The sequence below is a fragment of the Motilibacter deserti genome (assembly GCF_011250635.1).
Taxonomy (GTDB): Bacteria; Actinomycetota; Actinomycetes; order Motilibacterales; family Motilibacteraceae; genus Motilibacter_A; species Motilibacter_A deserti.
In genome coordinates, this window is the sequence record NZ_JAANNP010000002.1 from 614,556 (window position 1) to 638,659 (window position 24,104).

The 24,104-nt window shown below is 73.1% G+C and carries 19 protein-coding genes; 10 read left to right on the forward strand and 9 right to left on the reverse strand.

The genetic code is table 11. The annotated features are described in order from the left end of the window. Window positions 1-202 precede the first annotated feature (202 nt). The 4 genes from G9H71_RS07730 to G9H71_RS07745 all read left to right on the forward strand — a co-directional run bounded on the left by G9H71_RS07730 (window position 203) and on the right by G9H71_RS07745 (window position 8,443). Entirely contained in the window at window positions 203-3,736 is a 3,534-nt protein-coding gene (locus G9H71_RS07730; protein WP_166280329.1) for a fibronectin type III domain-containing protein, read from the forward strand. Window positions 3,737-3,931: 195 nt separating this feature from the next. Further along, window positions 3,932-5,098: a serine hydrolase domain-containing protein gene (locus G9H71_RS07735; protein ID WP_166280331.1), complete on the forward strand. Its 1,167-nt coding sequence runs from the start codon at window positions 3,932-3,934 to the stop codon at window positions 5,096-5,098. A gap of 181 nt (window positions 5,099-5,279) precedes the next feature. Then, entirely contained in the window at window positions 5,280-7,220 is a 1,941-nt protein-coding gene (locus G9H71_RS07740; protein WP_331272822.1) for a family 43 glycosylhydrolase, read from the forward strand. A 104-nt stretch (window positions 7,221-7,324) separates the two neighbouring features. Next, complete coding sequence (locus tag G9H71_RS07745) at window positions 7,325-8,443, forward strand: UTP--glucose-1-phosphate uridylyltransferase (RefSeq protein ID WP_166280333.1); 1,119 nt, start codon at window positions 7,325-7,327, stop codon at window positions 8,441-8,443. Between the two features lie 64 nt (window positions 8,444-8,507). On the opposite strand, the gene G9H71_RS07750 is transcribed toward G9H71_RS07745, so the two are convergent. The 3 genes from G9H71_RS07750 to G9H71_RS07760 form a co-directional block, all read right to left on the reverse strand. Next, the gene (locus G9H71_RS07750) at window positions 8,508-8,699 is read right to left on the reverse strand and encodes a hypothetical protein (RefSeq protein ID WP_166280335.1); all 192 of its coding nucleotides are present in this window, start codon (window positions 8,697-8,699) and stop codon (window positions 8,508-8,510) included. 98 nt (window positions 8,700-8,797) lie between these two features. Then, window positions 8,798-10,531 carry a helicase-associated domain-containing protein gene (locus G9H71_RS07755; protein ID WP_166280337.1) on the reverse strand — a complete coding sequence of 578 codons (1,734 nt, stop codon included), beginning with the start codon at window positions 10,529-10,531 and terminating at the stop codon, window positions 8,798-8,800. A gap of 75 nt (window positions 10,532-10,606) precedes the next feature. Then, window positions 10,607-10,900: a hypothetical protein gene (locus G9H71_RS07760; protein ID WP_166280339.1), complete on the reverse strand. Its 294-nt coding sequence runs from the start codon at window positions 10,898-10,900 to the stop codon at window positions 10,607-10,609. A gap of 154 nt (window positions 10,901-11,054) precedes the next feature. Between G9H71_RS07760 and G9H71_RS07765 the strand changes: the two genes are divergently transcribed. The 3 genes from G9H71_RS07765 (at window position 11,055) to G9H71_RS07775 (ending at window position 15,649) form a co-directional block, all read left to right on the forward strand. After that, the gene (locus G9H71_RS07765) at window positions 11,055-13,832 is read left to right on the forward strand and encodes a beta-N-acetylglucosaminidase domain-containing protein (RefSeq protein WP_166280341.1); all 2,778 of its coding nucleotides are present in this window, start codon (window positions 11,055-11,057) and stop codon (window positions 13,830-13,832) included. Next, window positions 13,829-15,007, forward strand: a complete 1,179-nt coding sequence (gene nagA / locus G9H71_RS07770; RefSeq protein WP_331272823.1) for an N-acetylglucosamine-6-phosphate deacetylase — start codon at window positions 13,829-13,831, stop codon at window positions 15,005-15,007. The genes G9H71_RS07765 and nagA overlap by 4 nt, the downstream gene beginning before the upstream one ends. 168 nt (window positions 15,008-15,175) lie before the next feature. Then, complete coding sequence (locus G9H71_RS07775) at window positions 15,176-15,649, forward strand: DUF6998 domain-containing protein (protein WP_166280343.1); 474 nt, start codon at window positions 15,176-15,178, stop codon at window positions 15,647-15,649. 34 nt (window positions 15,650-15,683) lie between these two features. Here G9H71_RS07775 and G9H71_RS07780 read toward each other — a convergent pair whose 3' ends face one another. From G9H71_RS07780 to G9H71_RS07805, 6 genes are all read right to left on the reverse strand, one after another. Continuing rightward, window positions 15,684-16,196, reverse strand: a complete 513-nt coding sequence (locus G9H71_RS07780) for a Clp protease N-terminal domain-containing protein (protein WP_166280345.1) — start codon at window positions 16,194-16,196, stop codon at window positions 15,684-15,686. Next, entirely contained in the window at window positions 16,193-16,444 is a 252-nt protein-coding gene (locus tag G9H71_RS07785; RefSeq protein WP_166280347.1) for a helix-turn-helix domain-containing protein, read from the reverse strand. Before G9H71_RS07785 ends, G9H71_RS07780 begins: the two co-directional genes overlap by 4 nt. A gap of 108 nt (window positions 16,445-16,552) precedes the next feature. After that, window positions 16,553-17,485, reverse strand: a complete 933-nt coding sequence (locus G9H71_RS07790) for a carbohydrate ABC transporter permease (protein ID WP_231134295.1) — start codon at window positions 17,483-17,485, stop codon at window positions 16,553-16,555. Beyond that, the gene (locus G9H71_RS07795) at window positions 17,485-18,426 is read right to left on the reverse strand and encodes a carbohydrate ABC transporter permease (protein WP_331272825.1); all 942 of its coding nucleotides are present in this window, start codon (window positions 18,424-18,426) and stop codon (window positions 17,485-17,487) included. The genes G9H71_RS07790 and G9H71_RS07795 overlap by 1 nt, the downstream gene beginning before the upstream one ends. A 97-nt stretch (window positions 18,427-18,523) precedes the next feature. Beyond that, entirely contained in the window at window positions 18,524-19,843 is a 1,320-nt protein-coding gene (locus G9H71_RS07800) for an extracellular solute-binding protein (protein WP_166280349.1), read from the reverse strand. Between the two features lie 100 nt (window positions 19,844-19,943). Next, window positions 19,944-21,146 (reverse strand): ROK family transcriptional regulator, encoded by a 1,203-nt coding sequence (locus G9H71_RS07805; RefSeq protein ID WP_166280351.1) that lies wholly within the window; start codon window positions 21,144-21,146, stop codon window positions 19,944-19,946. 276 nt (window positions 21,147-21,422) lie between these two features. Between G9H71_RS07805 and nagB the strand changes: the two genes are divergently transcribed. From nagB to G9H71_RS07820, 3 genes are read left to right on the forward strand one after another with little or no spacing between them, the layout of a single operon-like run. Beyond that, window positions 21,423-22,202: a glucosamine-6-phosphate deaminase gene (gene nagB / locus G9H71_RS07810; RefSeq protein ID WP_166280353.1), complete on the forward strand. Its 780-nt coding sequence runs from the start codon at window positions 21,423-21,425 to the stop codon at window positions 22,200-22,202. Then, window positions 22,202-23,218 (forward strand): ROK family protein, encoded by a 1,017-nt coding sequence (locus G9H71_RS07815; protein WP_166280355.1) that lies wholly within the window; start codon window positions 22,202-22,204, stop codon window positions 23,216-23,218. The genes nagB and G9H71_RS07815 overlap by 1 nt, the downstream gene beginning before the upstream one ends. Then, window positions 23,215-24,099 carry an SIS domain-containing protein gene (locus G9H71_RS07820; RefSeq protein ID WP_166280357.1) on the forward strand — a complete coding sequence of 295 codons (885 nt, stop codon included), beginning with the start codon at window positions 23,215-23,217 and terminating at the stop codon, window positions 24,097-24,099. The genes G9H71_RS07815 and G9H71_RS07820 overlap by 4 nt, the downstream gene beginning before the upstream one ends. Window positions 24,100-24,104: the final 5 nt, after the last annotated feature.

Here is a 24,104-nt window from a genome sequence, read left to right on the forward strand (position 1 = left end):
GCGCAGCTGAGCTGAACTGGACGTCCGAGGTTGCACCACCCATGAAGTACACACGGGTCCGGGGCGAAAGGCCCGCAGCAGCCGGCACCTCAGGACCCACCTCCTCCCGCCGATAGGCACTCGCGCCCGGCGAACGTCCGTGCGGAGGAAGTCGAGAGAGGTAGCTCCCCTGATGCACGGGCCCAGATTCCGTCTTTTGTCGATGGCCACAGCACTTGCCATCGCGTCGACCGGCGCCGTCGCGACCGCGACGTCCGCATCGGCGGCCGACGCGACGTACGCCCTCCAAGGGCTGAGGTTCGTCAACGTCTCGGACAGCCCGTGGTACGACGACTACAGCGGCCGCGTGACCAGCGACGGCACCATCGCCATCGGCTTCGACCCCGACGACGGCCCCTTCGTCCCGGTCCTCAAGGCCGAGGGCCGAGTGCAGGTCTACTACAACGACGGAGCGCCGCACTTCACCATCAGTGGCAGCGCCGCCGAGGCCACGACCGGCAAGGACGTCCAGTTCCTTCAGGGCAACCAGGACTTCGTCATCGACTCGCTGGTCGGGGAGGGAACCCCGATCTACAGCAGCTACAAGTACATCAACATCTTCGACGACTCCTACTTCACGCCGCGGCGCGTGCAGATGGAGAGCACCCCGTCGGGCGGCCGCCTCGATTTCCAAGGCACCCTCGGGGTCCCGGCGCTGGGCAACCTGCAGCTGCCCATCCAGGAGAAGAACGAGGTGCGCGCCGAGCCGGGCCGGCTCGCGCTGTCTGGTGTCGGGCCGGAGATCACCGCCGACGGCTTCGGCATCGGCAACTACGGCCCGCACCTCTTCAACGACGCCGTCGACCCCGGGGACAAGCTCACGATCGACTACGCGTACGACTCCGAGCACGACACCGACACCTTCACGGTCCGAGGCAAGGGCTCGCTGCAGGTGCCCGGCGGAGCGCAGCGCGCCGCCATCGAGCTCGGCGGCACCGACGCCCAGGGCGAGCAGCTGGACCCGCTCGTCGTACGCGACGGTCAGGTCGCCGCGCTGGAGGCCCGGGCCATCGGCACCCTGTCCGCCGGCTACGTGAACATCGAGCCCGTCAACGTGATCGCCCGCTACCTGCCGCCGAAGGACGACTCGATCTTCGCCCGGCTGGGCTTCTCCGGCCCCGCCCGGCTCAGCAACGCCGGTGACGCGCCGGTCGACGTCACCCTCGACGCCCCCGGGATGGTGCTGACCGTCAGCGGCTGGGACCCGTTCGGCTACACCCTCCTCGGCACGCTCAAGGCGTCGCTCGCCAACGGGCACTACAAGAGCCTCTACAGCAACGGCGGGAACATCGTCCTCAACGGCCCGGTCGAGATCGCGGTCGCACCGGGAACCTACGTGGGCGACAACTTCCCGCTGGTCCAGGTCAACAACGGCAGCGTCTCCGGCGCTTTCACCAATGCGAGCGACGGCACCGTCCTCACTCTTCCCGACGGCCGCAAGTTCCGCGTCGACTACCGGCCGGACACGGTCCTCGCCACGCAGGTGCCCGGCGTGGCGGCCCCGGCCGCCCCCGCCCGGCCGACCGTCGTGCGTGGCGACCGGCAGGCGACGGTGTCGTGGACGGAGCCGGAGGCCAACGGGGACCCCATCACCAAGTACACCGTCACCGCGCACGACGCCAACGGCGTCGTCGACACGCTCACCGCCGGCCCCGACGCCCGCTCGCTGCCGTTCCCCGGGCTGACCAATGGCACGGCCTACACGTTCACCGTCGTCGCCCACAACGGGACCGGCGCCTCCGACCCCTCCCCGGCCTCCGCCGAGGCGACGCCCGCCGCCGTCCCGGGCGCCCCGACAGCCGTCAGCGCACTGCGCGGCGACGCCAAGGCGACGGTCTCCTGGTCCCCGCCGTCCGACAGCGGAGGCGATGCCGTCGTCGCATACACCGTCACGGCCTCGCCCGGCGGCGCGACCCAGCGCGTGCCCGGCAACCAGTTCAGCGTGGTCCTCGGCGGCCTCGCCAACGGGGTCGCGCACACCTTCGTGGTGACGGCCGAGAACGCCGTCGGCGCGGGCGTCGCGTCCGCTGCCTCTGCCCCCGTGACGCCGGCGACCGTGCCGGACGCGGCGACCGACATCATGGCCGTCCCGGGCAGCGGGAAGGCGACCGTCTCGTGGACCGCGCCCGCGGTCGACGGCGGCGAGGCCGTCTCCAAGTACAAGGTCGTCACCTACGACGCCCACGGCGGCTACCTGAAGGACGAGACCGTCGTGGGCGCCACGTCCCTCCTCGTCACCGGCCTCGTCAACGGCGCGCGCTACTCGTTCCGGGTCTCCGCGGTGAACGCGGTCGGCGGCAGCACGCTCTCCGCCTTCTCCGCGCCGGTCGTGCCGTGCGATGCTCCCGGCGCCCCGGTCGAGGTGTCGGCGCAGGCCGGCGACGGCCGCGCCACGGTGACGTGGTCGGCGCCGCTCAGCGACGGCGGCGCGCCGGTCACCGGCTACCTCGTCACCGCGTACGACGCCGAGGGCCGCCCGGCCGGCAGCGTCCGCGCGGGCGCGCAGGCAACCTCCGCCGTAGTGGAGGGGCTGACCGGTGGGGTCGCCTACACCTTCCGCATCGCCGCGGAGAACGCCACCGGCGCCGGTGAGCTGTCCGGGGCCTCGGCCGCCGTGACGCCCCGCGGCGTCGCGGGCGCCCCGGCCGACGTCACCGCGGTCGCCGGCGACCGACAGGCCACCGTGTCCTGGAAGGCTCCCGCTCGCGACGGCGGCGCGCCGATCACCGGCTACACCGTCGTGGCGTCGCCCGGTGGGACCTCCGTGGTCGTCGGCGCCGACGCGCGCTCCGTGGTCGTGCCCGGCCTGGCCAACGGCACCGCCTACACCTTCACCGTGACGGCGACCAACGCGCTGGGGCAGAGCAGCCCGTCGGCCGCGTCGACCGCCACCGTGCCGGTCGCGGCTGCCCCGGTCGTCCCCGCTCCGGCCCCGGTCGCTCCGGCCCCGGTCGCTCCGGGCCCGGTGGCCCCGGCTCCGGTGGCCCCGGCTCCGGTCGCGCCGGCCCCGGTCGCCCCGGCCCCGACGCCGACCCCTGCCCCCGCCATCGTCGTGCCCGCGAAGGCCGCCACGAAGGTGAAGCAGAACTCCGTCGCCGTCGGCTGCACCGCCGGGACCGGCACCGTCACCGCGTGCGAGATCAAGCTCGTGGCAACCGTCCGCGGCAAGCAGGTCGTCATCGGCCGTGGCACGTTCACGGGCGCCGGCGAGGCGTCTAGCGTCGATGTCAAGGTCGTGCTGACGCCCGCGGGCAAGAAGCTCGTCGCCCGACCCGGCGGTCTGCGCACCCAGGTCGTGGCCTCGGTCGAGACGACGGCGGCCGCGGAGCCGACCGTGCTCAAGGCCGTCGCGACCGTTGTCCCGCCGCGGGTCATCGTCACCCCCGCCGACCTGCTCTTCGCGTACGGCTCGGCTGAGCTCACCCCGAAGGGGCGCCGCTACGTGGCGGGCCTGCGGGAGCGGGTCGGAGCGGCGAAGGCAGCCCGGTTCGAGGGCTACACCGACAGCGCCGGAAGCGCCGCGCTCAACCAGCGCCTCGGCCTCGCCCGGGCCAAGGCGGTCGCCGCTGCGCTCGGGCTGGACGAGAGCGTCAAGGTGACCTTCGTGTCCTTCGGCGAGACGAACCCGCACGCCTCGAACGCGACCGCCGACGGCCGCGCCGCGAACCGGCGCGTCGACATCGTGCTGTCGTACTGACCGAGCCGTTCCGCCGCGAGGCCGTCCCCTTGTCCTGGGGGCGGCCTCGCGCCGATCGTGGGCCAGCAAGGCCTGGTCGTTGCACCCCGCGGTAGTGCAGGCGGTACCAACGAGACGCCAGCCCGGGGGATCGGAAGCGCCGCTCGAAAGGACGAGTGTTGACCACGTCAGCACGAAGCCTCGAGAAGGAGCGACATGCGCCTCACCTCCGGCCCCACCGCCCGCAGCCGCCGCACGCTCGCCGGCGTCGCCCTCGCGGCGGTCGCAGCCACGACCGTGCTCACCACCGTCCCGGCCGACGCTGCGGGCACCCAGCGAGCCGACGCCACCCAGCAGCGTCTGAACGCCTTGGTCACCGAGGACCAGGCCCCCGGCGCGCTCGGCGCCGTCAGCAACCGTGACGGCAAGATCCGGAACTACACCGCAGGCGTCGGCGACCTCGAGACCGGCGCCAAGGTCCCGACCGACGGGTACGTCCGCATCGCCAGCAACACCAAGACCTACACCGCGGTGGTGGTCCTGCAACTGGTGGGCGAGGGCAAGGTCGACCTCGACAAGAGCGTCGACACCTATCTGCCGGGCGTCGTCCGCAAGAACGGCAACGACGGCCGCCGCATCACCGTCCGCCAGATCCTGCAACAGACTTCCGGGCTCCCGGACTACGACGAGGACATCTTCCTGCCGTTCGACAAGGCGCAGCGCACCTACCGGGACCCGCGCTCGCTGGTCGACGTGGCGCTGACGCACAAGTCGCACTTCAAGCCGGGTGCGAAGTGGGAGTACAGCAACACCAACTACGTGCTCGCCGGGCTGATCGTCGAGAAGGTCACCGGCCGCCCGATCGGCGAGCAGATCACGGACCGCATCCTGAAGCCGCTCGGGCTCAGGCACACGTACTGGCCCGGCCTCGGCACGCTGACCATCCGGTCCCCGCACCCCAAGGGCTACCACCGAGAGAAGGCCGGTGACGCGTTCCAGGACATGACCGCGTTCGAGCCCTCGGGAGGCTGGGCCGCGGGCGCGCTCGTCGCGACCCCGAGCGACCTGCTGAAGTTCTTCCACGCCGTCCTCGACGGCAAGCTGCTCAAGCCCGAGCAGCAGAAGGAGATGCTGACGACCGTCAAGGCGCCCGGCTTCGAGCCGGAGAGCGGCTGGTCGTACGGGCTCGGCATCGCCAAGAAGAAGTTGTCGTGCGGCGTGGAGGCGTGGGGCCACGGCGGGGACTTCGTCGGCTACGAGACCCGCGACCTGGTGACCCGCGACGGGCGCGGCGCTGCCTTCGCCGTCACCGCCCTCCCGGTCACGCTCGAGCCGCTGAGCCACCTCAACAACGCGGTCGAGAAGGCGGTCTGCGAGGCGTAGCGCCAGAGGGAGCGGAGCTGTGGAGCGCTGACCGCGTCAGGGCGCGGCCAGCGCTCCACAGCTCCGCCGTCGCCGGTGCGGGGAGCACTCGGCGAGGGGCAGCGGCGCGCCGCCCCCGGCGTACCGTGGCCTCGGGCACCCAGCCCGCTTGGTCCCGAGATGTCAGGGAGGACATCGCACCGTGAAGACCTTCTCCCGAGCGCTGGCCGCGGCCGTCGTGACCGCTCTCGTCGGTACGCTCGCGCCGGCCGCCACCGCCGCGCCCCCGGAGCCTGCGCTGACCGACGCGACGTACTTCAACAGCGCGTCGCAGAACGCGGCGGACCCGTTCGTGCTATTCGACGAGGCGAGCGGCTACTACTACGCCTATTCGACCGACGGCGCGGACCGCGGCTGGGACTTCGGCATCTACCGCTCGGCCGACCTCTCCACGTGGGAGCACGTCCCTGGTGGTGCGCTTAGCCAGAGCGACCCGAAGCGCTGGGGCAAGGACTGGTTCTGGGCGCCGGAGGTCTACCACAACGACAAAACCGGGCTCTACTACTTCTTCTACGCCGCCCGCATGCAGGACGACGTCCAGCAGACGTTCGGCTACGCGGACTTCGAGGAGCCGAGCAAGGTCGGGGTCGCGGTGTCGACGTCGCCGGCGGGGCCGTTCCACAACATCTCCGACGAGCCCATCGACTACTGGCCCTACGACCCGGACTACCGGGACGTCAACCTCATCATGGACGCGACGCAGCGGAAGCCTCCGGCCACACGGGAGGAGGGTGAGACGGCGCCGCTGGGGACGTACATCCCCTTCATCGACCCCAACGTCTTCTTCGACGACGACGGGCGCGTCTATCTCTACTACTCGCGCAACGCCTACCGGAACTGGGTCTGGGACACGGACCTCGGCAAGTACATCGAGGAGTCCAACATCTACGCGGTCGAGCTGACCGCGGACTGGTGGAACGACCCGACGGGCACGACGATGCCGTCGATCACCCCCGCGTACAAGAACGCCAATGTCCGCCCCGGTGCTCCGGAGGGTGCGCGCCGCGACGGGTTCACCCCGGTCGTGAACTACGGCTCGGACAAGCAGGCGTGGGAGAACGCCCACGTCAACGACTACACCGTCTACGTCGGGCAGAAGAAGGACCGTCGCTGGTCCGAGGGCTCGACGACGGTCAAGCACTACGTGAACGGCAAGGCCGTCTACTACCTGCTCTACTCGGCGAACAACTGGGAGAACGAGAACTACGGCGTCGGGTACGCGACGGCGGACAGCCCGCTCGGCCCCTGGCGCAAGTTCGAGGGCAACCCCGTGCTGTCCAAGAACGCGGCGCTCCCGATGTACGGCACCGGCCACGGCAGCGTCATCGCCTCCCCGGACGGCAGCGAGCTCTACTACGTCCACCACGGCCGGCCGGGTGCGACGTCCGGGCCGCGCAAGCTCTACACCGAGCGCATGACGATCGACGACGCGAAGCCTGATGCGAACGGCAACCCGACGCTAAGCATCGACCAGACGACGGCGGACCGCCCGGTTCCGTCGGGCGTCGGCCCGTTCTCGATCACAGCGGGAACAGCGACGAAGCTCGAGCCCGGCGAGGCTGCGGACGTCGCGGTCACCGTCAAGAGCGCCCCCGGCGCCGCGCTCCCGCTGACCGACCCGCTGAACCGCGTCACCGCTCTCGTGGCCGACCCCGCCGTCGCCACCGCAACCGTCTCCGGCGGGACGGTCCGCGTGACCGCCAACAGCGCCGGCACGACGCAGGTCACCGTGACGTACCAGCGGCAGCAGTCCTCGGGCGCCTACGTCGACGTGCACAACCTGACCGAGGCCGGCGCGACGCCGGTCGCGGTCACCTTCACCGTCGTCGTCCACCCGACGCTCGCCCAGCTGCGCGCGACGGTGGACGAGCTCGTCACGGGCAAGCACGTGGTCGCCAGCTACGGCCGGGACCTGCGCGAGCTGCTCGACACCGCCGAGGCCGCCCAGGCGCGCGGCGACGACGGCGCGGTGCTGGCCGCGGTGCGGCAGCTGAGCGGGGTCGTGACCGCGGCCCGCCCGGCCAAGGTCGACGCGTACGCCCGCCAGCAGCTGACGCAGCTGCTCGGGCTCTGGCTCGCCTGAGCCTTCCGACGGCAGGGCCGCGCGCGGGCAGCGCGGCCCTGCCTCGGCTGGGGCGTTCCGGACGCGGGTCGCGGCCCGCTGCCCGGGTCTGGGAGGCTCGGGGAGTGACCAACGACGAGCTCGCGAGCCTCGACGCGCAGACCCGCCAGGCGCTGGACGCCTACGGCTTCGACGCCGACCAGTTCCGCCGGCTGCAGGCCATGGTGGCGGAGGGGGCGCTGTCGCCGGAGACCAACGCCGTGACCGGCGGAGTGGAGTCGTCCCGCCCGGAGGACATCACCCGCCTCCCGGCACCGGGGGACGCCGGCTACGAGGAGGCGCACGCGACCGGCCTCGAGCTGCTCCGCTCGGGCACCGTCGCGTCCGTCGTGCTCAACGGCGGGATGGCGACCCGGTTCGGCGGCGTCGTCAAGGGCGTGGTCGAGGCGATCGACGGCAGGAGCTTCCTCGAGCTCAAGCTCGCCCAGGCGCACGCGATCGGAGCGGCCCTCGCCGCTCCCGCCCACGTCGCCGTCATGAACAGCTACGCCACCGACGCCACGACCCGCGAGTTCGTCGCCGGCCTCGACCTACCCGAGCCGCTCTACTTCAGCCAGTACGTCTCGCTGCGCCTCGAGGCGGACGGCTCGCTGTTCCGCGACGCCGACGGCCGCCCGTCGCTCTACAGCCCCGGCCACGGCGACTTCCTGCTCGCGTTCCGCCGCTCCGGTGTACTGCACGAGCTGCAGGACCGCGGCGTGCAGTACGTGACGGTCTCCAACGTGGACAACCTGCCCGCCCGGCTCGACCCCGTCGTGCTCGGCGTCCACATGCTGCAGGGCAAGCCCATGACCGCCGAGGTCGTGCAGAACAAGGGCGACGTCGGCGGCTCTCCGGCCCGCGTCGACGGGCGCCTGCAGATCGTCGAGGGCATGCGCTTCCCGGCAGGCTTCGACGCCAGCAAGCTCCCGTTCACCAACGTCAACACCGTCACGTTCGACCTCGAGGCGCTCGACCAGGACTTCGAGCTGACGTGGCTCTACGTCGAGAAGCAGGTCGAAGGCCGGACGGCCGTCCAGCTCGAGCGGCTCTACCACGAGGCATCCGCCTTCCTGGACACGACGTACCTCGAGGTCCCGGCCGTCGGGCCGCGTGGGCGCTTCCTGCCGATCAAGACCCCGGCCGACCTCGAGGCCGCGCAGGGCCCGCTGCGGGAGCTGATCGACCGGCCGCCGCTGTCCTGATCGGTCGCCCTCAGGCTCCACGTCCGGTCCGCCAGCGGTGCTTAGGGCCAGCGTGCCGGCAGGGTCACCACAGCTGGTCGGGCAACGGCGTCACCCCTCGGATCCCGTCGAGCGTGAAGAGATGGCCCTCCGGGTCGCCGTCGACATAGCCGCCCACGGCATCGCTCCGGACCAGTTGCAGGTCCCGGACGACGAGGGTCTCGCGCTCGCCGAAGTCGTCGACGTAGTCCAGCAGCACCGGAGTGCCGCTGGCCACCGCCGCGAGCAGGGCCTCCAGGCCGTCTAGGCCGAGGCTCGCGGCCGGCGGGTCGCCGTCGCTGCGTCCGACCGCGAGCGGGTCCTGCTGCGGCGCGTTCAGCAGTGTGTGCGCCAGCTCGGCCGGCGACGGGGGTGCGGGTGCGGCGCTGCTGCTTCTCCCGCGCGTCCGGCGCCACGCGGGCCGGGGCCGCCGCGACCCAGTGACGGCGCGCGCTGCTGCACCGGCCGCTCGACGACGACCTCGCCGCTCTCGGACTGGCGGACCGGTGCGTACCCCGCCGCCCGCAGCAGGGCCACCGTCTCCTCGACGGGCTTCGCGCTCGCCAGCACCGTCGGCGCGAGCAGCCGCGGCTGCAGGGCGGCCAGCCCCTGCGTACGCGAGACCTCGGCCAGCAGCGCCACGTCGTCCGAGACGACGCAGCTGGCCACCGGGGCCACCCGCAGCCGGCCGTGCCGTCGGGCGACGTCGTGGATCAGGTACGTCAACGGCTGGGGCAGCGGGGTCCGCGCGGCCACGACGCCCAGCCGGCGCTCGAGCTCGTCGGCGGTCGTGCCGGCGTCGAAGGCCCGGCGGACGGACGCAGCGGAGAAGCGCCAGACCGTGGCCCCACCACGCGCCTCGACGTCCGCCGCGCTGCCGAGCAGCTCGGCCAGGCCAGGGTCCGGCGGCCCCGTCACGACGGCGGTCAGGTCGGCCTGGAACGTCGCCGTCGAGGCGGCTGGCGGCAGAAGCGCAGTGCACGCATCGCGCAGCGCCTCCCGCGCGCCCGTCTCGTCGGCCAGCACGAGTGCGCGGCCGATGGGGGAGGCGGCGTCGAGCGCGACGACGCCGAGCCGTCGGGCCTCGTGCCAGACCGCCTCGACGTGCGGGTCGGACTGCGGCACGTAGGCCAGCGGCCGCTGCCAGGCCACGCTCGCAGCGACCGCCGGCAACGACGCCGTGGCCTTCCCTTCGGGCAGCGCCGCGAGGGCACGGATGAGTGCGGCGCGCAGCGGGCGTACGCCCACCTGCTCGTGCCGGTAGCCGAGTGGCGCGGTCTTCGGCTCGTCCTCGCCCACGTGGCCGGGCGACCACGGCAGTGCCCACCACGCCGCGACGAGCTCCGCGTGCCGGTCACCCGGCCCCAGCGCCCGCCACTCGTCGAACGTCGGCGTCGGCAGCACGGCGTCCTGCGCGCTCACGAGACCGGCCGCCTGCGCGACGGTGAGCGCGAACGCGAGGTCCTCCTCGCTCCACCCGATCGCCTTGGCGAGCCGCCGGGTCTCGCGGACGCCGATGCCGCCGGCCTTCAACGTTGCGGCTGGAGCAGCCGACAGGCTCTCGAGAGTCGTCGCCAGACCGTCGAGGAACCCTGCCGCTGCGCTGCCCGCCTCTCCGGCGACCCGCTGCGGCTCGACCGGTTGCACCGGGGCGTCCGGGGGACGCGGCGGCAGCGTGACCCGGAACGAGGGGTCGCGCAGGGCGAGCACGGTCTCCCGGGCCATCACCGCCGCGGACCAGTCGAGCCGGCGCAGCAGGCCGCGGTCGAGCAGCCACTGCTCGGCCGACTGGGCCCCCCTCGAGCGAGCGGGCCATCCCGACCAGCTCTCGGCCTCGACGACGGGGTTGCCGTAGACCAGCTCGTCGAGGAGCTTCTGCACCGGCAGCGGCGTGCGGCCGACGAGTGGGCCGAGCAGGTCACGACTGCTCAAGGCGCCGGTCAGGGACTGCAGGCGCTCGGCCTTGCGAGTCGGCACGCCCAGGCCCAGCGCCGTCAGCCGTTGGCCGAGCTGTTCGCTCGTCAGTGCGGCGAGGAGGTCGGCGAGGTCGGGGCCGAGCCCGATCGGCATAGGCCAGAGGTGGCGCAGCCCCTCGCTCAGCCGGATCCGGCCGCCCGCCCGCCACGCCAGTGCGGAGCGCCGCAGCTACTCGAACGCCTCGTCCGCGCGCGTCGCGTCCGGCGTGCCCGGGTCTCCCACCAGGACGAGCTCCCCGGCGTCGGCTCCGTCGCCGATCCCCTGCACCACCTCCGCCAGCGCGAGCGTCGCCGCGTCGAGCTGGGCCAGGGCGAGGGCCGTCGACGGCGAGGACGCCAGCCGGGCGGCGAGGAGCGGGATGGAGGCAGGGACGGGGTCGGCCGTCGCGTCGGGCCGCCGGGTGAGAACTCCCGCGAGCTCGGCCTCGGACAGCGTGCCGAGGTACGCCTGCAGGTCCCGCATCGGGCCACCCTACGATCGGCCCGGCCTCGCCCTCCGGCGCGATCCACAGAAGCGAGCAACGGTTGACGCATCCCGTCCCGGTGCAGCAGCGTTGCCCGCGGCCTGACATCGCCGGACAACCGGGGGCGAAGGCCGCGTCTCGCGGAGGTGCCACGTGACCCGTACACCCGCCCGGCTGCTGCCGGCCCTGCTCTCTCTCGCGCTGGCGGTGCTCCTGCTCCCCGCGCTGTCCACGGCGCCGGCCCAGGCCGTCCCACCGGTGGACGCTGCGCTGGACGTGATCCCACGTCCGCAGAGCGCGGTCGCGACGGGCGGGTCGGCCACGCTGCCGGCGGTCGTCGGGCTGGTCGCGGCGCCGTCGGCGGATCCGGCCGCCCTGGCCCAGCTGAAGGACCTGCTCGGCCGACAGGGCGTCAGCACGCGCGACGGGGCCATGACCGGCCGCGACGGGGTGACCTTCTACCTGGACGGGCCGGGTGCCGGCGCCGCCCTGCAGCGCATGGGCACCCAGGGGCCTGCGGGCCTGCCATCCGGCGGGTACGTCCTCGCGTCCGGGCGCGACGGCAAGGGCTGGTCGGTCGTCCTCGCGGGAGTCGACGCCGACGGCACGTTCCATGCCGTCCAGACGCTCGAACAGCTCCTTCCGGCCGCCGCCGGCACGACGCGCACCCGGCTGCGGGGCGTGACGATCCGCGACTGGCCGGGCTTCGGCACGCGCGGCGTGATCGAGGGCTTCTACGGCGCGCCCTGGTCGCCGGAGGACCGGCTCCGCCAGCTGGAGGCGTACGGCGACCTGAAGCTCGGTACCTACGTCTACGCGCCGAAGGACGACCCGTACCACCGCGAGCGGTGGCGCGACCCGTACCCGTCGGACCAGCTCGCGCAGCTGGGCCAGCTCGTCACGACGGCGCGCGACAACCACGTCGACCTGGTCTTCGCCGTCTCGCCGGGCCAGTCGATCTGCTACACCTCCGAGGCCGACATCTCCGCGCTGTACGCGAAGGCGGAGGCGGTCTACGGCCTCGGCGTGCGCGACTTCGCGCTCTTCTTCGACGACATCTCCACTTCGCTGAACTGCGCTTCGGACCAGCAGCGGTTCGGCGCGGACGCCTCGCCCGCGGCGGCCGCCCAGGCGTACCTGCTCGACCGTTTCCAGCGTGAGTTCCTCGCCGCGCACGCGGGCAGCGGGCCGCTGCAGACCGTCCCGACCGAGTACTCCGGCCTCGGCGCCTCCGCCTACAAGTCGCGGTTCGCGGCCCTCGTGCCCGCCGGCGTCAACGTCTACTGGACCGGCTCCGACGTCGTCGCGCCGACCGTCACCGCGGCGCAGACCCAGCAGGCCAGGACGCTCTACGGCAGCCACCCGCTGCTGCTGTGGGACAACTACCCGGTCAACGACTACTCCGAGGACCGGCTCTACCTCGGCCCGCTCGTCGGCCGCGCCCCGGACCTGCCCGCGGCCGGCCTCGACGGCGTGATCGCGAACCCGATGGTGCAGGCCGAGCCGTCACTGCTGCCCCTCGCCACGACCGCGGACTACGCCTGGAACCCCGCGGCCTACGACCCCGACGCCTCGCAGGCCCGCGCAGCCCGCTACCTCGCCGGCGACGCGGCCGATGCGCTGCTCACGTTCGCCGACGTCAACCGCAGCTCGCCGTTGGGACAGGCCGAGGCGCCGCGGCTCGCCACGCTGATCGCGGCGTTCGAGGCCGAGCTCGACGCCGGGACGCTCACGTCGAGCACGACGCGCCGGCTGGAGGACGCGTTCGAGGAGCTGCAGAAGGCGCCCGGAATCCTGCGCGAGAACGCGCAGACGCAGAGGTTCGCCGAGCAGGCCGACCTCTGGCTGCGAGAGGCGGAGGCGCTCGGCCGGGCCGGGGCGGCCGCGGCGGGCTCGCTCTATGCCCAGTCCCGCGGGCACGAGACGTCGGCGTGGAACGACCGAGCCGCCCTCGAGGAGGCGCTCGCCGAGTCGATCGAGCTGCGGCCGACGGTGGGCTACGGGGTGCTCGACACCTTCCTGCGCCGGGCGCAGCAGGCCAGCACGGTCGTCACGCTCTCGTCGCCGGCGGCGGGGACGACGTTGACGCCGGGCAGCGACGTCGTGCTGACGGCAGGCATTGCGTCCGGCTCGGCGGGTGTTGCGGCGGTGCGGTTCTACGTCGGCGGCCGCCTCGTCGGCACCGCGACGGGCGCGCCGTGGCAGGTCACGTGGACCGACGTCCCGCGCGGCGTCGCGCAGGTCGTCGTCGAGGCCGAGGACGCCTCCGGCCGTCGCATCGCGTCGACACCGGTGGACCTCACCGTGGGCGTACCCGATCGGGCGCTGCTCCTCATCGGCATGGACGCGCCGACCAGCAACCCCGAGGGGACGGTGGGCGAGCAGGCCGTCGTCTCGCGGCTGGCGCGGCTCGGCCTTGCGACCGACATCCGGATCGCCGCGAGCACGACGACGGCTGACGCGAACGGCTATTCGCTGATCGTGGTCTCGTCCACGGTCGCCTCCTCTGCCGTCGGCACGAAGTTCCGCGACCTCGCGATCCCGGTCGTGGCGTGGGAAGCGTTCGTGTTCGACGACTTCAGGATGACCACGAACCAGGGGGAGGAGTTCCGCCAGCAGACGATCGACGTCGTGCCCGGCACCCCGCTGTCCGCCGGGCTCAGCGGGACCGTGGCCGTCTACCGCGCCCCCGGGCGCATCCGCTGGGGCGTGGTCGGACCCGGGGCCGTCGTCGCGGCGACCTACACCGGCATCCCGACACGTGCAACGCTCTTCGGGTACGCCGCCGGCGCGCCACTGGTCGACGGCAGCCCCGCTCCGGCCGCGCGGGTCGGCATGTTCCTCGGGGACGAGGCGCTCGACCCGGGGCTGGCCAACGACGCGACTCTCGCACTCTTCGACCGCTCGGTGACGTGGGCGCTCGGGAGGTGAGCGACCCGCGCGAGTGGCTCGTCCTGTCGGCAGGCACGGTCGTGCTCGAGCGCGAGGCCGTGTCGCCCGGCTGGGTCGCGGTCGCGGGGGAGCGGATCGTGTCCGCCGGTCGCGGCGACCCACCGGCCGGGGCCGCGAGCTACGTCGACCTGCCCGGCCGGACGATCCTGCCCGGCTTCGTCGACCTGCACATGCACGGCGGCGACGGCGCCCAGGTCACGTCGCCCGACCCGGACGAGATCCTGCGGGCCGTGGCGTTCCACCGGTCCCGCGGCACGACGCGGACGCTCGCCAGCCTCGTCACGGACGACCTGGACAAGATGGCGGCCGCGCTCGAGGCGATCGCCGGCATCGTGCACGCCCAGGACGGGCTGGGCGCCGTGGTGGGCGCGCACCTCGAGGGGCCGTTCCTGAACCCGCGCAAGCGCGGCTCGCACGACCTCAGCTTCGTGCTCCCGCCGACCCTTCCCGCGCTGCGCAAGCTGCTGGACGCTGCGGACGGCACGGCGCGGGTCGTGACGATCGCCCCGGAGCTCGACGGGGCGACCGATCTGATCCGGGAGCTGGTACGCCGCGACATCGAGCCCGCCGTCGGCCACACCGAGGCGGACCACGCCCAGACGAAGCAGGCCTTCGCCGAGGGCGCCCGGCTGATGACGCACCTGTTCAACGCGATGCCGCCGCTGCACCACCGGCAGCCCGGCCCGGCGGGCGCCGCACTCGCCGACCCGAACGTCGTCTGCGAGCTCATCAACGACGGCGTGCACGTCCACCCGGACCTCGTGCGGGTCGCGACGAGGACCGCGGGCGTCGACCGGATCGCCTTCGTCACCGACGCCACGCCGGCCGCCGGCCGCAGCGACGGCGACTACTTCCTCGGCCCGGTCCCGATCCAAGCCCGCGGCGGGACGGTGACGCTGGCGGACGGCGGGCTGGCCGGGAGCGTGCTGACGATGGACCGCGCCGTCCGGCTCGCGGTGGCTACCGGCGGGCTGTCGCTCGTCGAGGCGTCGCGAGCGGCGAGCCTGACGCCGGCCCGGTTCCTCGGGATCGCGGACCAGGTCGGGAGCATCGCGCCGCGCAAGCTGGCGGACCTGGTCGTGCTGGATGCCGTGGGGGACGTGGAGGCGGTGCTGGCCGCGGGAACCGTCGTCGCCGGCCGGCTGCCGACGTGACGGCGCAGGTCTTCGCGCCCAGCGGCGTCTGAGACCCTGGGCTCGCTCCACGCGGGGCCGTCTGGCAACCGCGGTGTCGCAGGAGGAGACGCGGTGCCATCCGATGCTCCGGTCACGCCAGGCGGCTCCACCGCAGCGATCGGGCCGTCGCCACGTGCTCTCGGGAACGTGCCCACCGGCGAGCTGCTGGCGGGCTACGCGGCGACGCTGGCCGAGCTGAGGGCCCGCGGGGTCCTCCGGACGGCGAACGCCCCCGCGGGCGACTACGGGGAGTGGCTCGTGGCGCGAGCCTTCGGCGTGGAGCTGGAGGCGAACTCCGCGAAGTCCTACGACCTCGTCCTCGATGACGGCCGCCGGGTCCAGGTGAAGACCAGGGTGGTGTCCGACCCGCCCCGCAACGGACAGCTCCAGACGTCGGTCTTCCGCAGCTGGGGGTTCGACCTCGCGGGCCTCGTGCTGCTGCGCGAGGAGGACTACCACGTCGTCCGCGCCGTGCTGTTGCCCCGGGACGTCGTGCAGCAGCGCGCCCGGCGCAGCGAGCACGTCAACGGGGCCTCGTTGCAGATGACCCCCGAGCTGCTCCGCGACCCGGCTGCCGAGGACGTGACGGAGCGGCTGCGCCAGGCGGCTCTGCGGGGGTGACCGCGCTGCGACGCGCCGCGGACGACTGACGGCGTCAGCCGCGCGCCTGACGGGCGAGCTTCTCCTCGCACGCAGCCCGCAGCGCCGCCCGGTCCACACCCAGCGCCTGCAGCACCCGCGGGAACGTGCCCCGCTCCTGCTCGCACGCCGCGGCGACGACGTGGGCGCCGAGCAGCCGGTCGGCGCCCGAGGACTGCTTGAGGGCCGTTGCCGCCCGGAAAGCCTGGTCCGCGGTGGCAGTGGCGCGGAACCCGCGCGGCCCGACGCGCCGCCCGGCGGCGACATCGGGCTCCCGCACGGAGCCGTCGACGCCGACGGACACGAGGGCGTCCGCGTGCACCCGGGCCAGTGCCGCGCGGAGGGACGCGTCGGACACGCCGAACCCGACGAGCACGTCTGCGGCTGTGCCGTCCGGCAGCCCGAGCGCGGCGAGCACCAGGTGCTCCACGCCCGGCAGGTCGTCCCCGGCGGCCAGTGCCTCCTGCTCGGCGCCCGTGAGCAGGGCGTTGACCGTGCGGACGTCGGCGGCCTTGTCGCGAAAGCTCATTGCTTCTCCTTGCGGGATCGGGTCCGGGAGCGGGGCGACGGTTCTGGCAGCAGCGGCGCGAACTTCTTGTGCGCGGCCTGCGCGCTGATGCCGAGCGTCTGGCCCACGTCGGCCCAGGTCCAGCCCGCGCCGATCGCGTGCACCACTGCGGCCGACTCGAGCTGGTTCGCCAGCCGGCGCAGCGCGAGCACGGCGGCCAGTGCGGCCTGCGTGTCGTCGACCGCCGGAACCTCGATCACCTCCGCCATGGTTATCAACCTAGGTTGATGAGCTTCTGCTGTCAACCGCAGTTGATAACAGGCGAGCCCCGCTGCCGAGGATCGGCAGCGGGGCTCGGGCGAGCCGGACGGGAGGGCCTACTTCACCGATCCCGCCGTCAGCCCACCGGCCAGCCGCTTCTCGATGAGCGAGAACAGCACCACCACCGGCACGATCGCCACGATGGAGACGCCGAAGATGTACTGCCACTGCGCGGCGTAGAGCCCGAAGAACCGCGGCAGCGCGACGGTCAGCGGCTGCAGGTCGTTCGAGGTCATGATGATCGACGCGGCGGCGTACTCGTTCCACGCGGCCACGAAGACGTAGATCAGCGCCGTGACGATGCCGGGCCACACCAGCGGCAGCGAGATGCGGGTGAGGATCTGCAGCCGGCCCGCGCCGTCGAGGGCCGCCGCCTCGTCGACCTCGCGAGGGATCGAGGCGAAGAACGCCTGCATGATCCACACCGCGAAGGTCAGGTTGAAGGCGGAGTTGACCAGGATCATCGCGATCCAGGTGTCGTTCAGCCCGAGCTGCAGGAACTCCCGGAAGAGGCCCACGGCCAGCACGGTCGGCTGCAGCATCTGCACGATGAGCACGAGCGCGAGGAAGACGGTCCGCCCGGGGAACGTGTAGCGAGCCGTGAACCACGCTGCGGGTGTCGCGACGAGGAGCACGATGGCCGTAGCGACGACCGAGATGACGATCGTCGCCGTCAGCCCGTCGGACGGGTGGACGTTCGACGACCACATCGTGCGGTAGTTGTCGAAGTGCAGCGCATCGCCGATGTAGGGCGGCGGGATGCGGGTGATCTCGGCCTGGGTCTTCAGCGAGCCGATGAACATGATCGCGTACGGCACGATGAAGACCGCGATGATGACGACCGACCCGAGGAGCATCAGCCACGGGTTGGGCCGCCGGTTCACGCCCGCGCCGCGCGAGCGGCGGCCGCGGCCGGAGGAGTCCGCGGTCGAGAGGCCGGCTCGCGGGGCAGGCACCGACGTGGTGACACCAGGGTCGACGACGGACATCAGCGGTCCTTCGTGGGCCGCAGCACGGCCAGGTAGACGGCGATCACGGTCATGACGACGAGGAAGTTCACGACCGACAGCGCGGACGCGACGCCCGGGCCGAGCACGGTCTTGTACTTGAAGATCAGCGTCGTGGTGATGTCGGCGTCGTAGCCGGGGGCCTCGACGAGGATCTGCAGGATCGGCAGCGAGTTGAAGACGTTGATGATCATGATGAGCGTCGCGATGCTGATGGCCGGCCGCAGCATCGGCAGGATCACCTTGGTGTAGCGCTGCCAGGCCGACGCCCCGTCCACGTACGCCGCCTCGACCACGTCGTCCGGCACCCCTTGCAGCCCGGACAGGATCGTGTAGGTGGTGAACGGCAGCGACACGAAGATGGCCACGACCATCGCGGTGATGAACGCCGGCACGGCGCTCTTGGTGAAGCCGTAGGGCGAGTCGAGGATGCCGACGTCGACGAGGAAGCGGTTGATGATGCCGTAGTCCGGGTTGAGGCCGTAGAAGAAGATCGACGTCGTCATGACGACCGACGCCGCCCACGGCACGACGACCGCGAGCCGGACGAGCTTGCGGCCGCGGAACTGCTTGTTGAGGAACTGGGCCAGGAACAGCGAGATCACGATCGAGACGACCGTGACGACGGCCACCCAGATGAACGTGTTGAGGAAGACCCGGCCGATGTTGACACCCGGGTAGTCCAGCGCCTGCTGGTAGTTGTCGAAGCCGGCGCCCCCGCGCTCCACGCCGATCCGGTTGAACTTCCGGAACGACGTGTAGACCATGTAGCCGGCCGGATAGAGCACGACGCCGAAGATCAGCAGCAGCGCCGGCGCGAGCCACGGCAGCGCGGTGAAGAGGCTGCTGTGCCCGGGTGCCCGCCGGGCCCGGCGCGGGCGCGCCCCGAGGGTCGACGGCGCCGGGGCGGTCGTGGTGGCCACGGCAGACCTCCTGTTCCGGAATGACGGATCGACGAACGGCAGGGGAGAGGTGCCCGCCCGCGCATCGGGCGGGCACCTCGGCGGTCGGACGGTTGCGTCAGCCCCCGGCGTTGGCCTGCTCCTCGATGCCGCTCAGGACCTCCTGGGCGGACTGGGTGGCGATGCTGCCGGCGTTCTGCTGCAGCGCGTTCTGCAGCGCGGTCCAGTTCGGGTTGCCCTGCGGGAGGAAGCGGACGCTGGACAGCACGTCGTAGAACGGCTTGTTGTTCGTGTCGGACGCCGACTTCTCCTGGATGGCCGCGCTCGTCACCGGCAGCAGGCCCGTGCCCTCGGCCCACGGGCCGTAGACCTCGGGCGTGTAGAGGTAGTCGAGGAACGCCTTGGTCGCGGCCTTGCGGTCCTCGTCACCGTTGTCGAACGCCTCGATGAAGTCCGTGACACCGAGGTTGGCCGACGCGGAGCCGTCCTTGGTGGGCATCGGAGCCACCTCGAACTTGACGTTCGGGAACTTGCTGCGCGTCTCGGCGAGCAGGCCGGGGTGGCTGACGTACATGCCGAGCTTGCCCTGGTTGAACAGGTCGGCGACCGCCTGCCGGTTGCTCGCGCCCGGGTTGGGCTGCGTCGCCTTGGCGTCGATGAACTTCTTCATCTCCTCGAACGCCGCGACGTTCTGCTCCGACGCGACGGTCAGGTCGCTGCCGGACACCCAGTCCCCGCCGTTGCCCCACACCCAGAGGCTGGCCTCGACCTGGGCCTCCTCCTGGCCGAGCGGCATGCCGTAGCCGTAGACGCCGCCGCCCAGCTTGGAGATCTTGGTCGCGGCGTCGAGCAGCTCGTCCCACGTCTTCGGCGCCGCCGAGATGCCGGCCTGCTCGAAGAGGTCGGTGTTGTACGCCAGCAGACGCGCCGAGGCGATGTCCGGCGCCGCCCACTGCGTGCCGTCCTCGCCGACGCCGTTCTTCAGCAGCGCAGGCTCGATGCTCTGCAGCGTCTCCGGGCTCATCACCTCGTCGATCGGGTAGAGGATGTCGCTGTTCGCGTAGTCGGCGAAGTTGTTGTCGTTGAGGATGTCCGGCGCGTCCTGGCCCTGGATGCGGGCCTGCACCTTCTCCGTGAAGCCGTCCCAGGCCTCGATCTGCAGCTCGACCTTGACGTTCGGATACTTGCCGTTGAAGCCCGTGATGACCTTCTGCCAGTCGGCCTGGGAGGTGTCGGTGTAGCTCGGCGCGAGGATCTTGATCGTCGTCGAGAGGTCGGCCCCGGCGCTGGCGGCGGGCTGGGCCGCGCCGTCCGAGCCGGAGTCGCCCTCGTCGTCGCCGCCGCAGGCGGACAGCAGCAGGGCACCGGCCAGGGACAGCGCGGCCCAGCGGGCCGGTCCGAAGCGGCCCCTGCGGCGGAAGGGCGAGGAGTCGGTCATGGGGTCCTCCAGGGTCTGAAGAGCTGTCTCGTGGTGCCGGGGCGACGAGCGGGTGGAGCGGTCGGGACCGAAGCCGGTCGCGGGGTTCAGGAGCTCGGGTTCAGAGCGTCATGGCGGCCTCTGCGGCCAGGGCGAGGGCGCCGAGCACGACGGCCCGGTCGCCGAGGGAGTTCTGCAGCACCCGCACGGGATGGCCCGAGCGGGGAGTCGTGTAGCGCTGGACGGCGGCCTGCACCGCATCGGACAGCACGGTGCCGCCGGCGGCCAGCGAGCCGCTGACGACGACGGCCTGCGGCGCGAGCAGCGTGCACGCGTCGGCGACGACCTTGCCGATCAGGGCGCCGGCGTCGCTGACGGCACGCACCGCCGCCCGGTCGCCGCGGCCGACGAGCCGCTCGAGGTCCTCGCGCGTACGCGCCGCCTCGCCGTGCACCGCGCGCAGCTCGCCGAGCACGTGGTCGAGGGAGGCGACGGTCTCGAGGCAGCCGCGGTTGCCGCAGACGCAGAACCCGCCGCCTTCGACGACCTGCACGTGCCCGATCTCGCCCGCGCCGCCGCGGAAGCCGCGGTGCAGCCGGCCGTCGAGCAGCACGCCGAGCCCGACACCGGACGAGGCGTCGAGCCCGAGCACGTCGGCCATGCCCTGCGCAGCTCCGTGCTGCGCCTCGCCGACCGTCAGCAAGTCGGCGTCGTTCTCCACCGACACGGGCAGGTCGCGGCCCAGGGTCTCGGTGACCACCTTGGCCACGGTCACGCCGCTCCACCACGGCGCGCGGGTCGAGACGGCCGATGCCGTGACGGGGTCCACGACGCCGGGCACCCCGACGACGACCCGGGCCAGCCGCTCGACCGGGACCCCGGACGCGGCGACCGCCTCCGAGACGACCCCCTCGACCAGGCCGGCCAGCGGCCCGACGTCCTCGGCGTCCGCCTCGAGCGGGGCGGGGAAGAGCCGCTCGGACTCGGCGAGCACGCGGTGGTCGAAGTCGCCCACCGCTCCGCGCACGCCGTCGTAGGACAGGTCCAGGCCCATCACCACGCCCCGGTCGGGCGCGAGCCGGACCAGCCGCCCCGGCCGGCCCGTACGCCCCCCGGCCGTGCCTGCGCCCGAGCCGTCCGCGATCTCGACGACCCCGGCGCCGGCCAGCTCCGCGACCAGGCTCGAGACCGTCGTCGAGGAGAGCCGGGTGGCGCGGGCGAGCGCGGCGCGGCTGGCAGGGCCCTCGCGCAGCACCCCGAGCAGCAGGGCGCGGTTCGCGGACCGCAGCGCCTGCTGGCCTCGGGTCGCGGAATCGGCCGGCATGGCCGGAACGATCGCGCTAGCACCGGGCTCTCGTCAATGCCCGGACGATTACGACCCTGTAAAGGCTCTGTCAGCACAAGATCAGCAAGAAGTTGGAGAAAGTCGAGCCCGAGCACACCTTCGCATCGCCAGTTCCTCCACTGCTTGACACCCGGTAGACGACGGGTCGATGCTGCGGACGGCCGTCGCCGGGTTTGGCCCGCACCTCGGGCGGCATCAGACGGCCACCGTGCGCGACGAGGCGCCGACCCCGAACCCCCTGCCGAAGGAGGCACCGTGGAGGTCGTCCCCGTCGACGGCCCGGCCGAGGCCGGCGCGCTCGTCGCCGACATCGTGGCCGCCGCGGTCACGGCCGGCGCCCGCGTGCTCGGGCTCGCGACCGGGTCCTCGCCGCTGCCGGCCTACGCCGAGCTCGGGCGCCGTTGCCGGGCCGGGGAGGTCAGCCTCGCCGGCCTCGACGCATTCCTGCTCGACGAGTACGTCGGGCTGCCCCCCGACTCGCCGCAGAGCTACGCGCGCTTCATCCGGGACGAGTTCGTGAACCTGGTCGACCTCGACCCCGCGCGGGTGCACGGGCCGGACGGCAGCGCGCCCGACCCGCTCGCCGAGGCGCGCCGCTACGACGTGGCGCTGCGCGACGGCGGCCCGGTCGACGTGCAGATCCTCGGCATCGGCGCCAACGGCCACATCGGCTTCAACGAGCCGGGCTCCTCGCTCGCCTCGCGCACCCGGCTCAAGACGCTCGCCGAGCGCACGCGGCAGGACAACGCGCGCTTCTTCGACCGTCCCGAGGACGTGCCGCGCCACGTCATCACGCAGGGGCTCGGCACGATCCGCGAGGCCCGCCACCTCGTGCTCGTCGCCACCGGCGAGGCGAAGGCCGCCGCGGTCGCCGCCGCGGTCGAGGGCCCGGTCACCGCGAGCTGCCCCGCGTCGGTGCTGCAGCTGCACCCCCACGTCACGATGGTCGTCGACGAGGAAGCCGCGGCGCAGCTGCGCGACCTCGACCACTACCGCTTCGTGCTCACGCACAAGCCGGCCGGCCAGGGGTTCTGATGGCGCAGGCCCTCGCGCCGGCCGCCGCACCGGAGGAGGGGTACGCCCGGGAGGGCGTCGCCGCCATCGTGGCCGTCGACGTCGGCGGCACCACGATCAAGGCCGCGCAGGTGACACCTGAAGGCGGACTCCTGACTCGTCGTACTGTCCCCACGCCGCACGACGGCACGCCCGTGGCCGACGCCGTCGCCGGGATCGTGGCCGAGCTGCGCACCCCCTCCACCGAGTCCGTCGGCGTGGGCATGCCCGGCCTCGTCGACAGCCGGGCCGGGGTGGTGCGGTTCTCCGCCAACCTCAACCTGCGCGACGCTCCCATCGGTGCCCAGCTCTCCGAGCGGCTCGGCGTGCCGGTCGCGATCGAGCACGACGTGCGCGCCGCCTGCGCCGCGGAGCTGCGGCTCGGCGCCGGGCGGCGGGTCGAGGACCTGCTCTGCGTCGTGCTCGGGACCGGGGTCGCCGCCCGCTCGATCATCCGCGGCCGGCTGCTCGACGGGTCGACCGGCACGGCCGGGGAGCTCGGGCACGTGTGCATCGACCCCGGCGGCGAGCCGTGCGCCTGCGGCGCCCGCGGCTGCGTCGAGGTGTACGCGTCGGCGGCGGGCGTGCTGCGCAGGTTCCGCACCGCGGGGGGAGACCCCTCGCTCGACACCCCCGGGGTCGTGGCCGTCCTCGGCCGCGACCCGCTCGCGGACCGGGTCTGGGCCGACGCGGTCGACGCGCTGGCCGCCGGGATCGCCGCGGCCACGCTGCTCACCGACCCCGCGCTCGTCGTCCTGGCTGGGGGCCTCAGCGGCGCCCGCGACGCGCTGGCCGGGCCGCTGGCCCGCGCGCTGCAGGAGCGCCTGCCGTGGCGGCAGGCCCCCGCGCTGGAGATCTCCGCGCTCGGCGCCGACGCCGGGCTGCTCGGATCCGCGCTCGCCGCCGCCGATGCGGCAGGCTGGCAGGAACGTACCCGCCGCTGGGCCCCGCCCGGCGCGCAGCACCCGCAGGACGCCCGCTTGGAGGACGCGCCGTGACCACGTACGTCGAGACCGAGATCGCCGCCCAGCCCGACTGCTGGCGGCGCGCGACCGAGCTCGCCCCCGCGTACGCCGAGGTGCTGCCGCAGCCCGGCGAGCGCGTCGCCGTCGTCGGCTGCGGGACGAGCTGGTTCATGGCGATGAGCTACGCCGCCCTCCGCGAGCAGGGCGGGCTCGGGTGGACGGACGCCTTCGCCGGGTCGGAGTTCCCCTTCGGGCGGGACTACGACCGGCTGGTCGCCATCACCCGGTCCGGCACGACGAGCGAGATCGTCAGCCTGCTTCAGCGAACGTCGATTCCTGCGACGGTGATCACTGCTTGCCCCGGGGAGCCCGCCGCGGCGCAGGGCGGCGCGGTCGTCGACCTGTCCTTCGCCGACGAGGAGTCGGTGGTGCAGACGCGGTTCGCGACGACGACGCTCGCGCTGCTTCGCGCGTCGCTCGGCCACTCGTTGGACGCCGCGATCGTCGACGCCGAGGCCGCGCTGGCCGTCGACGTCGCGCCCTGGGTGCCATCGACCCAGGTGTCGTTCCTCGGGCGCGGATGGACGATCGGCCTGGCCCAGGAGGCCGCGCTCAAGGCGCGCGAGGCGTCGCAGACGTGGTGCGAGGCGTACCCGGCGATGGACTACCGGCACGGGCCGATCGCGATCGCCGAGCCCGGGCGTCTGGTGTGGATGTTCGGCGAGCCGCCGACGGGGCTGGCCGACGACGTCGCGGCGACCGGCGCCGAGCTCGTGACGAGCGAGCTCGACCCGCTGGCCCACCTCGTCGTGGCGCAGCGGCTCGCGGTGGCGAAGGCGCAGGCGCTCGGGCTCGACCCCGACCGGCCGCGCTCGCTCACCCGCGCGGTGGTGCTCTCGCCCGAGCAGGTCTGAGGCCG